This is a genomic window from Streptomyces morookaense, assembly GCF_013030945.1.
GTDB classification, from domain to species: Bacteria; Actinomycetota; Actinomycetes; order Streptomycetales; family Streptomycetaceae; genus Streptomyces; species Streptomyces morookaensis.
In genome coordinates this window covers 25,514-38,490 of record NZ_JABBXF010000016.1, presented here as the reverse complement: position 1 = coordinate 38,490, position 12,977 = coordinate 25,514, and the positions used below count along the sequence as shown (strand labels likewise).

The 12,977-nt window shown below is 73.5% G+C and carries 9 protein-coding genes; 1 reads left to right on the top strand and 8 read right to left on the bottom strand.

What is annotated here, in order from left to right; translation table 11 throughout:
- Window positions 1–377 precede the first annotated feature (377 nt).
- The 5 genes from HG542_RS09065 to HG542_RS09045 form a co-directional block, all read right to left on the bottom strand.
- Window positions 378–1,664, bottom strand: coding sequence for a M1 family metallopeptidase (locus HG542_RS09065; RefSeq protein WP_171079600.1), 1,287 nt, complete (start codon window positions 1,662–1,664; stop codon window positions 378–380).
- A gap of 73 nt (window positions 1,665–1,737) precedes the next feature.
- Entirely contained in the window at window positions 1,738–2,601 is an 864-nt protein-coding gene (locus HG542_RS09060) for an ABC transporter permease (protein ID WP_171079599.1), read from the bottom strand.
- Window positions 2,561–3,439, bottom strand: coding sequence for an ABC transporter ATP-binding protein (locus HG542_RS09055; RefSeq protein WP_171079598.1), 879 nt, complete (start codon window positions 3,437–3,439; stop codon window positions 2,561–2,563). The genes HG542_RS09060 and HG542_RS09055 overlap by 41 nt, the downstream gene beginning before the upstream one ends.
- Window positions 3,436–3,900, bottom strand: a complete 465-nt coding sequence (locus tag HG542_RS09050) for a MarR family winged helix-turn-helix transcriptional regulator (protein WP_171079597.1) — start codon at window positions 3,898–3,900, stop codon at window positions 3,436–3,438. Before HG542_RS09050 ends, HG542_RS09055 begins: the two co-directional genes overlap by 4 nt.
- 92 nt (window positions 3,901–3,992) lie before the next feature.
- On the bottom strand, window positions 3,993–4,997 hold the full coding sequence (locus tag HG542_RS09045; protein ID WP_171079596.1) for a DUF1259 domain-containing protein: 1,005 nt from the start codon (window positions 4,995–4,997) through the stop codon (window positions 3,993–3,995).
- Between the two features lie 117 nt (window positions 4,998–5,114).
- On the opposite strand from HG542_RS09045, the gene HG542_RS09040 reads away from it, so the two are divergent.
- Window positions 5,115–5,972, top strand: coding sequence for an SAM-dependent methyltransferase (locus tag HG542_RS09040; protein ID WP_171079595.1), 858 nt, complete (start codon window positions 5,115–5,117; stop codon window positions 5,970–5,972).
- On the opposite strand, the gene HG542_RS09035 is transcribed toward HG542_RS09040, so the two are convergent.
- The 3 genes from HG542_RS09035 to HG542_RS09025 form a co-directional block, all read right to left on the bottom strand.
- Window positions 5,926–7,212 carry an aspartate kinase gene (locus tag HG542_RS09035; RefSeq protein WP_171079594.1) on the bottom strand — a complete coding sequence of 429 codons (1,287 nt, stop codon included), beginning with the start codon at window positions 7,210–7,212 and terminating at the stop codon, window positions 5,926–5,928. The genes HG542_RS09040 and HG542_RS09035 overlap by 47 nt on opposite strands.
- A gap of 91 nt (window positions 7,213–7,303) precedes the next feature.
- Entirely contained in the window at window positions 7,304–8,617 is a 1,314-nt protein-coding gene (locus tag HG542_RS09030; RefSeq protein ID WP_171079593.1) for an aspartate aminotransferase family protein, read from the bottom strand.
- Complete coding sequence (locus HG542_RS09025) at window positions 8,614–12,699, bottom strand: Pls/PosA family non-ribosomal peptide synthetase (RefSeq protein WP_171079592.1); 4,086 nt, start codon at window positions 12,697–12,699, stop codon at window positions 8,614–8,616. Before HG542_RS09025 ends, HG542_RS09030 begins: the two co-directional genes overlap by 4 nt.
- Window positions 12,700–12,977 lie beyond the last annotated feature (278 nt).

Here is a 12,977-nt window from a genome sequence, read left to right as displayed (position 1 = left end):
CGGATTTCAGGGGTGGAGGATTCGGCTGCTGCTGCCGGCGGTGATTTTTCGGGCGGCCGCCGTCAACAGCGCGTCAGGAAAACTAGGTGGCTGTATCCCCGGGGAACAGCGGGATTCTAGCCGACGTGGGGCGCCCCAATTCGCGCCACCGGGGCATGTCACGCGCGTGGCGGGTGGGGCTCGGGCGAGTCTCTGTGGTGCTTGGTCCGGACAGGGGATCGGTCGATGCCGAGATCCCTCCCCGTGTCAAGACGCAATCCGGCTCGGCCGCGGCAGGCGGCACGGCCGGTTCCCGTTGGTTGCGGAGTCGCGCAAGTAAAATATTCATCTTGTTGTTTTGCAGTGCTGTAAACACCGCACCAAAAACTGCTTGGTGATTATTCCGGGCGGCCTGCGCCGGGCCCCGGCCCGGGAATTCCGGGCAGCGCCCGACGGTAGATCCACTCCTGGAAGAATCCGTCGAGGGACATGTCCGTCACCTGCTCGGCGAGGGCGATGAAACCCCTGGTGCCGCCATTGCCGCCGCGATACCGGGCGAGCCACTCGCGGATCAGCCGGAAAAATTTCTCGTCCCCCGCGGTCAGCCGCAGCGCGTACATGGTCAGGGCGCTCCGGCTGTACACCCAGTCCTCGAACAGGGCGGCCGGGCCGGGGTCCGCGAGCACCGTGTCCGGGTCCGCGGCGCGCAGCTCCGCCAGATGCTCGGCCGCGAGCGTGCGGGCACCGGCCTCGCCGCACGCCTCCCACCACAGCCACTCGGCGTAGGTGGCGAGCCCCTCCTTGATCCACAGGTCCTGCCAGCCGGAGATCCCGGCGCTGTTGCCGAACCACTGGTGGGCCAGCTCGTGCGCCACCTCGTCCTCGTACCCGCGGCGGCCGTCGACACGGTCGGTGCCGAACACCGCGAACGTCTGCGCCTCCTGCGGATCGCCGACGTCGTCGTCGACCACCACGGCCCCGTACGCCTCGAAGGGGTACGGGCCGAACAGTTCCGTGAACGCGGTCAGCATCTGCGGCTGGCGGCCGAAGTCGTGGGCCGCGCGCTCGGCCAGCCGCTCGGGGAAGGCGTTGCGCAGCAGCACGCCCGGCGGGCCGCCGGACTGCTCGTGGAAGACGAACCGGCCGATGGCCAGCGTCGCCAGATACGGCGCCATCGGTCCCGCGTGCTCGTACACCCACGTCGTGCGCCCCCGCCCGGCCGGACTCCGCTGTGTCAGCGTGCCGTTGGCGCACACCTGCCAGCCGTCCGGGACCGTCGCCTCGAACCGGTACGCCGCCTTGTCGTCCGGCCGGTCGTTGCAGGGGAACCACGACGGCGCGCCCACCGGTTCACCGGAGACGCGGATGCCCTCGCGGGTGGTGAACCAGCCCGCCTCGTCGTCGAGTTCGGGGATCCCGACCGGCCGCGGGACGCCGCGGTAGTGCACCGTCACCTCGACGGGCTCCCCGGCGGGCAGCGGCCGCGGCGCGGCGACGAGCAGCTTCCGGCGGCGGTGCCGGAAGCGGGCCGGTGCCCCCGCGAGGTCGACGCGGGAGACGTGCAGCCGGGCCAGGTCGAGCTCGATCACCTCAAGGGGTTCCACCGGCACGACGGTCAGCGTCGCCGCCGCGAGAATGCGGCCGGAACCCGGCTTCCAGTCCAGGCGGATGCGGTAACGGCGCACGCCATGACCGAAGTTGCCGTGTCCGGGGAAGTACGTATGGGGCGGGCGGGGGCGTGCGGGGCGGCGCATCGGCTCAGCGGGCCAGCCGGCCCAGCAGCGAGGCCGCGGAGGCGATGCCCAGCACCGCGGCGGCGACGAGCACGGCGAGGTCGGTGCCCAGATGGGCGGGCGTGCCGATCAACAGCCCGCGCAGCGCGTCCACTTGATAGCTCAGCGGGTTCGCCGTGCTGACGGCCTGCAGCCAGCCCGGCATCGCGGACACCGGGTACAGCGCGTTGGAGCCGAAGAACAGTGGCATCGTGATGGCCTGGCCGATGCCCATGAGACGGTCACGGGTGAGCACGATGCCCGCGATCGTCATCGACAGGCAGGAGAAGAAGGCCGAGCCGAGCAGCACCACGGCCAGGACGCCCAGCAGTCGCAGCGGGTTCCAGGTCAGGGCGACGCCCAGGGCCGCCGCGATGGCGATCACGACCACGGCCTGGATGACGGCCTTGACGCCCGCGGCGAACGCCTTCCCGGTCACCAGCGCCGCCCGGGGTGTCGGGGTGACGAGCAGCTTGGTCAGCACGCCCGAGTCCCGCTCCCAGATGATCATGATGCCGTAGAAGATGGCGATGAACATCGCGGACTGGGCGATGATGCCCGGCGCGAGATAGTCCAGGTACGGCACATGGCCGGTGGGGATGGCGTGGATGCGGGTGAAGGTCTCGCCGAAGATCAGCAGCCACAGGGCCGGCTGCACGGCGCGCGTGTAGAGCTCGGTGCGGTCGTGCCGCAGCTTCTGCAGCTCGACGGCGCACATGGCGGCCACCCGGGCCGGCACCACCCGCCAGCCGCTGCGGGCCTGCGGCGGGGTCAGCAGCAGGGCGTAGCGCTCCTCCGGCGGAAGGGGGTCAGCCGACGCGGGAGGCGGTGCGGCGGGTGCGGCGGACATCGCTGAACTCCCCTCGTTCGTCCGGGCCGGGCTCGTCCAGCCCGCTTCCGGAGAAGTGCCGGAACACGTCCTCCAGGGACGGCGGGGGCGGTTCCGCCTCGCCGGCCTCCCGGCGGTGGGCCGTCAGTCCCGCCTTGAGCTCGGCGGGCGTGCCCAGGGCGCGGATCCTGCCCCGGTGCATCAGCGCCAGCCGGTCGCAGCGCTGGTCGGCCTCCTCCATGGAGTGGGTGGTCACCAGGACCGTCATGCCCGTCCCGGTACGGATCTCGGTGATGCGGTCCCAGACGCTGTCCCGGGCGATCGGGTCGAGGCCGATGGTCGGTTCGTCCAGGATCAGCAGGCGGGGCGCGCTGACCAGGGCCTGCGCCAGTTCCAGGCGGCGCACCATGCCGCCCGAGTACGTCGCGGCCATCCGGTGCGCGGCGGAGGCGAGGCCGACCGCGTCGAGTGCCTGCGCCACCCGGGCGGCGCGCTCGCGGCGGGGCACGTCGAAGACCCGGGCGAAGAGGGCGACGTTCTCCTCCCCGGTCAGGCTCCCGTCGGCGGAGAGCTGCTGCGGCACGTAGCCGAGCAGGCGCCGCACCGCCATGCGCTGCCGGGCCGCGTCGTGGCCGAAGACGCCGACCACGCCCGGCGGCACGGGCAGCAGTGTGGTGATCGCGCGGATCGTGGTCGTCTTGCCCGCGCCGTTGGGGCCGAGGAGGCCGAAGACCTCGCCCGGCTCCACCTCCAGGTCCACGCCGTCGACGGCCTTGGTGCTGCCGAACGCGTAGTGCAGGCCGGTGCAGCGGACGGCCGCGACGGGCTCGTCCCCTCCGGTGTGCCGGGACGGGCTCACGGAACCTCCCTTGTCTCGGGTGTCTCGCGCAGCGACTCGGCCAGCCTGCGCAGGGCCGGGAGCGCCGCCGCCAGCGCCTCGCGGTCGTCGGCCGGCAGGCTCTCCATCCGCTGCCGGAACAGGGCCGTGCGCTGCGCATCCCACACCCGCAGCTGCTCGTGGCAGGCGGGGGTCGGGTGCAGCAGCGCGGCGCGCCGGTCCTGCGGGTCGGGCTCGCGGTGCAACAGCCCTGCCGCCACCAGCTGGTTGACCAGGGTGCTGACCGAGTTGGCCGCCAGACACAGCTCGCGGGCGGCGGCGGAGACGCCGATGCCGGGCCGGGCCGCCACCACGCGCATCAGCTCGGCCTGGGCCCCGCGGAGCCGCGGCCGGGGCATGGCCCGCCACAGCCTGCGCCGGGCCAGCCGCTGGATGCCTGCCAGCACCCCGGCGAGCTCGTCAGGAAGACCACCTGCGGCCATATCATCAGGTTAACTCTGTGTGAGAGCTAACGGAAGGCGGCTGCAGGGCGGCCGGGCCGCGGGCCGCGCCGCGCGCGCCGGGGCACGGCTGCTCACCGGGAGCCGGCCGGGTGCACGGGCTCGAACGGGGCGACGTCGGTGGCGTCCACCGCGCGGCGCAGGGTCCGGGCGATGTGCACGGCGTCGCCCACCGCCCAGAAGTGCACGAAGAACAGCCGCGGTTCGTCGTCCAGCCCGTGGTTGTGCAGCTCGATGATGCTGATGCCGCCCCGGTGCAGCGCCGCCAGCACGTCCTGGACCTCGTGGGCCGTCATCGCGAAGTCGCCGTTGACCGCCGCCCGTCCGCCGCCGAGCGGCTGGAAGAGGAAGGCCGACATGGCCCCCAGGCCGGGCGGCATCTCCAGGCAGCCCATCGTCACCGTCTCGCGGCGGAAGAAGAGGCACTTGTGGACCCCTTCCTCGTCGAACCCCTTGACGCCCAGGGCGGCGGCGATCCTCTTGGTGTCCAGGCCCTTCACCCGCGCGACCGGCCGCGCCCGGGCCGGGGTCGCGGTCCGGTCGAGCACCGCGCGCAGCCCGCCCGCCAGCGCCTCGGCGTCGCGGCGGTGCCCGTGGACGTGGACCCACCAGACCTCGGGGCTATGGGCCAGCAGGTGCTTGTGAATCGCCGTCTGCTGCAGGCCTCTCGCATGCACGGTGCCGACCACGTGCTGCAACTCGGCCTCGGCGACGGCCAGATCGCCCATCATCAGGGTGCTGCCGTCGTCGTAGCGGACGAAGGACACATGGGAGCCCACGGCGAGGGCCGGGTTCACGGACACGCCCCGGGAGGTCACGCGCAGGTCGTCGCGCAGGAAGCCCAGCTGGTACTCGACGCCCGCCATGATGCCCCTCCGGCCCAGCGCCCGGGACACGCCCCGCCAGTCCTCGGCCGTCGTCGCCACGGGCCGCAGCCGCCCCGTGGCGGCCGCCCCGTCCTTCACCGCCGGTCTGCCGCTGCGCGCCACGGCCGCTCCCGCCCCGGCCAGGACCGGGGCGAGCGCGGCAGCGGTCAGCAGGGGGCGCCGCCGCACGTTCTCGGAATCGGAAGTATCCATGCCCTGCTGCGTACTACGAAGAAGCGGGCAATGCACTCACCGACCGGCGAAGCATGATCAACTACGAACAAATGGACCAGTGGTTTGCGGGGGAAAGGATCGGAAGAGGTATCAGGCATGACCTCCGAGAGCAGAGCGGCGCAGGCCGCCGATGTGGCGCGTACGTACTACGACTCCGACGACGTCAACGGCTTCTACGTCCACGCGTGGGGCGGCGACGACATCCATGTCGGGATCTATGCCGAGCCGCACGACACGGTCGCCGCGGCCTCCCGCCGCACCATCGGGCACCTGGCCGGGAAGGCGGCGGACCTGCTCCGCCCCGGCGGCACGGTGCTGGATCTGGGCTCCGGCTACGGAGGCGCGGCCCGCGCCCTGGCGGAGGGGTTCGGCTGCCGGGTGACGGCCCTCAACATCAGCGAGGTCCAGAACCGCCGGCACCGCGAACTCAATGCCGCACGCGGCCTCGACGGCCTCGTCGACGTGGTCACCGGAAGCTTCAACGACATCCCCTTCCCCGACGGGACCTTCGACGTCGTCTGGTCCCAGGAGGCCCTCTGCCACAGCGGCGACCGCGCCCGCACCCTCGAGGAGGCGGTACGGGTCCTCCGGCCCGGCGGCCGGCTGCTCTTCACCGACACCATGGCGGCCGAGGACGCCCCCGAGGAGGAACTGCGCCCCCTCGCCGAGCGCCTGACCAACGCCGACTTCGCCACCCCCGGCTTCTACCTCGGCCGGCTGCACCGACTGGGCCTGGCCGACGTGCAGTTCGAGGACCTCACCGCCCATATGCTCACCCACTACGAGCGCATCACCGGCGAGGTCGAGGCGCAGGACCCGCAGCTGCTGGGCGCGGTGAGCGCCGCATACGTCGCACGCCTGCGGGAGAACCTGCCCCGCTGGGCGGCCGCCTGCCGCGCGGGCCTGCTCAGCTGGGGCGTCTTCGACGCCCGCCGGCCGGCTGCGCCACGGTGACGCCCGCGCCGAGCCCGAACGCCTCGTGCAGGGCACGGATGCCCTCCGGGAGCCGGGGGGAGCGGCACACCGCCGAGATCCGGGTGTCCGAGGCGGACACCGGCCCGACGGGCACCCCCGCCCCGGTCAGCGCCTCGCGGAACGCCGTGAGCGCGCCGGTCCGTTCCCGCATCCCGGAGCCGACGAGCGAGACCCGGCCGATGTCGTCCCGGTACGTCACGCCCTCGTAGCCCAGCCCGTCCCGGTGCCGGCGCAGCGCGGCCAGCACCGCGGGGGCGTCGCTCGCGGGCAGCACCAGGGTGATGTCGCTGCGCGGCCCGTCCGGCGACGGCACGGCGTGGTGGACGACCAGGTCGCTCTCGGCACCGGCGTCGGCCAGCAGTCCGAACACGTCGGCCGTGACCCCGGGCCGGTCCGGGACGGCCGTCATGGTGACCTCCGCACTGGACAGGTCGTGCGCGACGCCCGTGAACGGGGCCGGAGGCGTGCGGAGTTCCTCCGGCGCCCCCGCGGACACCACCGTGCCGGGGCCGTCGCCGTCGGCGGAGGAACGGACGTGGACCGTCACCCCGTGCCGGGAGGCGTACGCGACACTGCTCGGGGCCAGCACCTTCGCCCCGCCGGCGGCCATGGCCTGCATGGCCTCGTACGTCAGGTGCTGCAGTTGCCGGGCGTCCGGCACGATGCGCGGGTCCGCGGTGTAGACGCCGGCCACGTCGGTGTAGATCTCGCACACGTCCGCCTTGAGGGCCGCGGCCAGGGCGATCGCGGTGGTGTCCGAGCCGCCGCGGCCCAGCGTGGTGACCTCGCGCGTCTCCCGGCTGACCCCCTGGAAACCGGCGACCATCGCGATCGTGCCGTGGTCCAGGGCCTCCCGCACCCGCCAGGGCTCGATGCCGATGATCCGCGCGCGGCCGTGCGCCGAGCTCGTGATCACCCCGGCCTGCGCCCCGGAGAAGGAGCACGCGGGCACCCCGAGCGTGTGGACGGCCATCGCCGTCAGGGCGTTGGATATGCGCTCGCCCGACGTCAGCAGCATGTCGAGCTCCCGGCGCGAGGGCACCGGACCCATCTCGTAGGCCATGCGCAGCAGTTGGTCGGTGGTGTCGCCCATGGCGGACACCACCACCACGACGTCGTGCCCCTCGGCGTGCGCGGCCACGACGCGTTCGGCGACGTGCTTGATCCGCTCGGTGTTCCGGACCGAGGAGCCGCCGTACTTCTGGACGATGAGAGCCATCAGATCGCGCCTTCCCCGGAGGCCGCACCGCGGACGGGGCGGCCGGTGGACAGGGCCGGCCGGTACGGTCCCGGCCGGGACGAGCGGAGCGTCACGGACTGCATGACGTGACCGCCTTCACGAGAATCGAGCAGGCCGTGCCGACGACCTCGGCCGTGACGTTCAGCGGCGGCAGGATCCGCACGACGCAGTCGTCCCGGCCGCCGAGTTCGACGATCAGCCCCTGCCGCAGCGCATGCGCCTGCACCGCCGCGGCCAGCGCCCCGGCGGGCCGGCCGCCGTCCGGGTCCGCCAGCTCGATCCCCCACATCAGGCCGCGGCCGCGCACCTCGCGCACCCACGGGTGCCCGCGCAGCTCGCCGAGCGCCTCCGCGATCTGCTCCCCCCGCGCGCGGACGTTGTCCAGCACGCCGTCGCGCCGGATGATGCGGATCGCCTCCACGCCCGCGGCGAAGGCCAGTTGGTTGCCGCGGAAGGTGCCGATGTGGGCGCCCGGCGCCCACTTGTCGAGCACGGCGTTGTAGAGGATGAGGGCGACGGGCAGCCCGGCGCCGCTCAGCGCCTTGGACGCCACGACCACGTCCGGCTCGATGCCGTACTGCTCGAAGGCGAACCACGTCCCCGTCCGCCCGCAGCCCGTCTGCACCTCGTCGACGATCAGCGGGACGCCCAGCTCCCGCGTCACGGCCCGGACCCGCCGCGCGAAGTCCGGGCGGGCCGGGACGACGCCGCCCTCGCCCTGCACCAGCTCCATGAGCACCGCGGCCGGCCGCGGCATCCCGCCGAGGCCGTCGGTCAGCGCCTGCTCCAGCGCGCCGGGGTCGTTGTACGGGAAGAAGTGCACGCCCGGCATGGTGTTCTGCACCGGCTGCTTCGCGGCCACCAGCCCGCTGAGCGCCATGGCGGCGTGGGTGCTGCCGTGGAAGCCGCCCCGGAAGGAGACGATGTCGCCGCGGCCGGTGGCGATCTTGCACAGCTTGACGGCGGCCTCCACCGCGTTGGCACCGGTGGGCCCGCAGAAGTGCACCTTCATGCGGTCGCGCAGCCCCGGGTCCAGCATCGACAGCTGGGCCTCGGTGAAGGCGTCCTTGGCCGGGGTGGGGAAGTCCAGGGCGTGGGTGAGCAGGCCCAGTTGCCGGCTCACACAGGCGAGGAGCTCGGGGTGGCCGTGCCCGAGGGAGAGCACCCCGGCGCCCGCGAGGAAGTCGATGAAGACGTTGCCGTCGACGTCCCGCACGAAGCTCCCGGAGCCCTCGGCCAGTGCGACGGGCAGATGGCGCGGGTAGGTGCGGGCACGGGACTCCCGCTGCTCCTGCCGCGCGAGGAGGGCGGCCGACTGCGGACCGGGCAGGTCCCCGGCGACGTGCGGGCCGGTCCAGGTGCCGGGCCGGGCGAGAACGGTCATGACGGGCCTCCGCCGAGGTGAGCCGGTGCAGGGGTGCAGGGACGGGCCGGGATGCCCTGCCACCGGGTCCCGTCCGGCAGCGTTTCGCCCTTCATCACGAGGGACAGTGCGTCCAGCCGGGCTCCGGTGCCGACCCGTGCGTCGTAGAGCACGACGGAACGGGCGCCGACCGAAGCACCTGCCCCCACCTTCACGTGGGACATCTTCATCACCCGGTCCTCGAACAAGTGGGTCTGCAGCGAGGTGACCTCGCCGACCGCGGCATCGTCGCCGACCTCGACCAGATCGAACTCCGTCAGGTACGTCGTGGCCAGCCACACCCGCCGCCCGATGCGGGCGCCGAACAGCCGGAGCACGGCGCCGATCCACGGGGTCCCGACGAGGAGGTTGACCAGGGACAGCACCACCAGGTTCTCGTACAGACCCGTCACCAGCTCGGTACGGCGCACCCAGATGCTCCACAGGGGTTCCACCCGCGGCCGGTACCGCCCGACGACCAGCCATTTGAGCGCCACCGTGACCAGCGTGCAGGCCAGGCCCGCACCCAGCAGCAGGGCCGGGGCGAGGAGGAACAGCACCGGCGGCGGGAGGCGCCGGGCGGTCTCCGTCGCGGCGTACAGGATGCCCAGGGCACTGAGCGCGCCGACGACCGTGGGCAGGGTGACCCGGAAGTACTCGATGGCCAGCCGGGCCGCGATCAGCCCGCGGGTGGGGGCGTAGGTCAGCTTCTCGGGGAACGCCTGGCTGGCCTCGCGGTGCGGCAGGAAGATCGCGGGCGACCCCAGCCAGGTCGTCTCGGGGTCGACCGGCCGGAGCGGGGCGAGGGAGTGCACGCCCAGCAGGCTGTTGTCGCCCAGCCGGCAGGCGCCCGGCAGCACGGCCCCGTTGCCCACGAAGCTGCGCCGCCCCACCTCCGCGGGGGCGAGCGCGATGCGGCCGCGGTGGAAGACGGCCGGGCCGACCACGCTCACGTCGGCCAGGAAGCTCTGCTCGCCGACGACCAGCATGTCGGGGTCGACGAAGCTGACCGTCGCCACCTCGGACCAGCGGCCCGTGCGGGCGCCCAGCCGGCGCAGGAACGGCACGAGGTAGAGCGTGGAGTACAGGGCGTGCGTCAGCGTCAGGCTCATCGTCATCATGCCGTCGCTGATCCACTTGCGGACGCCGAAGCCGCTGCGCTCCGGGTGGATGCCGGCCCGGGCCGCGGGCAGGACGGCCCGCTTGACGAGGAGCGCGGACGCGCAGAGGGCGAACACGGACAGGGGACCGCTCGCGGCGACGGCCGCCAGGCCTCCGCCCGCGCCGTGGTACCAGGCGGCCCACGCGACGAGGGTCGCGGCCGCGGCCGCGGTCAGCAGCGGGATCAGCAGGAGCAGCAGCGCCCCGGCGGCGTACCCGGCCAGCACCCCGGGAGGCCAGGGGCGTTCGTCGGCGTCGGCGTCCAGGGCCGCCAGCAGCGGCGGTCGGGCGTCCTGCCGGGCGGCCGGGGCGCCGGCCCAGTGCTCGCCGCCGGGTACGGCCGTGTCCTCGGGCACCAGCGACTGCTCGCCCACCGAGGCCCGGTCGCCGATCACGGCACCGGCCAGCACCACGCTGTTGGTGCCCACGAAGCTGCCGGACCCGACCCGCACGGGCGCCAGCCGCAGCCGGCCGTCCGCGACGGTGTACGGCTGGAGCCGGGCCCCGTAGCCGACGCTCGTGCCCTCGCCGATCTCCACCAGGGGGACCGGCAGCGGGACGGCCGACAGGTGGCAGTGGCGTCCGATGCGGGCGCCCAGCAGCCGCAGGCAGGGCGCCAGCAGCGGCGAACCGGCCAGCAGCGCGATCGGGATCAGCGTGAGGATCCTGGTGTGCAGCCAGAAGCGCAGATAGGTGACCCCCCACAGCGGATACGTCCCCGGGCGCACCCCCGCCATGAGCAGCCGGGCCCCGAGCAGCGGCAGCACGAACATGCTCACGGCCAGCCAGCCCGCCTCCAGCAGCGCGAACCAGGGCAGCGGGAGATCGGAGAGCCAGTCCAGGGCGCCGCCCGCGGCGGGCTCCTGCACGGGGACGTCCCATGCCTCGAACAGCCGGTACAGCAGGACCACCATCGCCAGGCCGGGCAGCAGCAGCCACACGTACACCCCGGCGAGCTGAACCACGCCGCACGCCCGGACGCGGGCGGTGGAGTGCTGCAGCGGCGGGTCCTGCGCGCCGGACGGCCCCGCGGCGGGGACGGCCGAGGCCTCGACGAAGGCCGCCAGACCGCGGACGGTCGGGTGGGCGTACAGGTCGCCCATGGCCAGGCCCTGCAGCTGTGGGTCCTGCCGCAGCCGGGACATCAGCCGGGCGGCACTCATCGAGTGGCCCCCCAGGTCGCAGAAGAAGTCGTCCTCGACGGAGACGTCGTCGGTGCCGAGCACGTCCCGCCACAGGGCGGCGAGCCGGTGCTCCAGCGGGCTCCGCGGCGCGGCACCAGGCCCCGGGCGCCGGGCCAGCGGGGGAGAGGATGGCGCGGGCAGGGCGGCGCGGTCGACCTTGTCGGCGGCCAGCAGCGGGAACTCGGGCAGCACGTCGAGGTGCGAGGGGATCATGTAGCCGGGCAGCCTGCCCTGCAGCCGGACGCGCAGCCGTTCGCGCAGGTCCGCTTCGTCCGCCGCGGACGCGGTGGAGGGGCTGTGGCGGAGGGTCACGTAGGCGGCCAGGCCCTCGGCGGCGCCGTCCCGCTCCAGCGGGGTGACGACGGCGTTCTCCACGGCCTCGTCCTCGCGCAGGACGGCCTCGATCTCGGCGAGTTCGATGCGGTAGCCGCGGATCTTGACCTGGGTGTCGACCCGGCCCAGGTACTCGATCTCGCCCGTGGCCGTGAACCGCCCGCGGTCGCCCGTGCGGTAGATGCGCGGCACCTCCGCGCCGTCCCGCGCGACCGGGTTGGGAACGAAGCGCTCGGCGGTGAGCTCGGGGCGGTTGACGTAGCCGATGGCCACGCCGGGGCCGCCGATGCAGATCTCGCCGCTCTCGCCCTGCGCGACCGTCCGCAGCCCGTCGTCCAGGATGTAGATGCGGTAGGTGGGCAGCGGGGTGCCGATGGTGACCGGCCGGTGCGGGAGCAGCTCGCCGCACGTGGCGCTGACGGTCGCCTCGGTGGGCCCGTAGGCGTTGAGGATCCGGCGGCCCGGACGCGACCAGCGGCGCACCAGGTCGGGCGGGCAGGCCTCCCCGCTGACGAGCAGACTGCGCAGGCTCGGGACGTCCGTCTCCAGGGTGGACAGCAGGGTGGGCACACAGCACAGCACCGTGATGCCGTGCCGTGTCAGGAAGTCGGCGAGCTCCTGCCCGGCGCGCCGGCCCTCGCCGGGCCCGGCGACCAGGGTCGCCCCGGCCGCCCACGCCGGCCAGATCTCCTCGACCGCGAAGTCGAAGGCCAGCGACAGGCCCTGGTAGACGCGGTCCTCCGCGGTCACCCCGTAGACCGGGGCGGCCGCGCGCAGGAAGTTGACGATGTTCGCGTGCGAGACGGCCACGCCCTTGGGCCGGCCCGTGGTGCCGGAGGTGTAGATGACGTAGGCGACGGACGCCGGGTCGACGCTCCCGTCCGGTCTGTGGTCCGGCGCGGCGGCCAGCGCGGCCCCGGCGCGGTCGAGTTCGAGCACCGTGCAGGGCAGGTTCCGGGTCCGTTCGCGCAGCGGCGAGGACGTGAGCAGGGCGCACAGTCCTGCGTCGCGGGCGATGTACTCCAGCCGGTCGGCGGGGAAGAACGTGTCGAGCGGGACGTAGGCGGCCCCCGACTTGATGACGCCGAGCAGGGCGGCGTAGCTGTCGGCGGACCGGTCGAGCAGGATCCCGACGGCGCTGCCCTCCGCCGCGCCGTGCGCCCGGAGCAGGTGGGCGATGCGGTTGGCGCGGCGGTCGAGTTCGGCGTAGGCGATGCGGCTGCCGTCGCAGAGGACGGCGGTGGCGTCGGGCGTCCGGTCGCACGTGCGCTCGAAGTATGCGGCCAGGGTGCGGACGTCCGGGAGGGCGCGGCCGGGCGTCCGTGACGGTACGCCCGGGTCGGCGTCCGTCCCGACGGGATCCGTTGTGGTTGTCGCCTCTGTCATGGCCTTCTCCCTGCGCGCTCCTGCGCGGCAGATCCGCAGTGCCCGGCACTGCTCATCCATGAATACGGCCGGCGGCCGGGTTCGACTCAGGCGGAACGCCCGAATTCCCCTGCCGCGCCCGGCAAATTCTTGCCATCGATCATTAAAGGAAAGGGAAAGCGGGGAGGTCGGCCGACCGTCCACAGCGGTCACGGGAGGGGTGCTCCGCCTCCTCCGTCCCTTGGTGCACTTCCCACGGTAAGTAGCCATCCGGAAAAGGGAAAACGGAAGCGGTGCAG

What these genes read in the sequence shown, in the direction of transcription:
- HG542_RS09050 (WP_171079597.1), bottom strand. Translation starts at nt 3,900, where the DNA reads ATGGCCGCAGGTGGTCTTCCTGACGAGCTCGCCGGGGTGCTGGCAGGC.
- HG542_RS09045 (WP_171079596.1), bottom strand. Translation starts at nt 4,997, where the DNA reads ATGGATACTTCCGATTCCGAGAACGTGCGGCGGCGCCCCCTGCTGACC.
- HG542_RS09025 (WP_171079592.1), bottom strand. Translation starts at nt 12,699, where the DNA reads ATGACAGAGGCGACAACCACAACGGATCCCGTCGGGACGGACGCCGAC.
- HG542_RS09060 (WP_171079599.1), bottom strand. Translation starts at nt 2,601, where the DNA reads ATGTCCGCCGCACCCGCCGCACCGCCTCCCGCGTCGGCTGACCCCCTT.
- HG542_RS09035 (WP_171079594.1), bottom strand. Translation starts at nt 7,212, where the DNA reads ATGGCTCTCATCGTCCAGAAGTACGGCGGCTCCTCGGTCCGGAACACC.
- HG542_RS09030 (WP_171079593.1), bottom strand. Translation starts at nt 8,617, where the DNA reads ATGACCGTTCTCGCCCGGCCCGGCACCTGGACCGGCCCGCACGTCGCC.
- HG542_RS09040 (WP_171079595.1), top strand. Translation starts at nt 5,115, where the DNA reads ATGACCTCCGAGAGCAGAGCGGCGCAGGCCGCCGATGTGGCGCGTACG.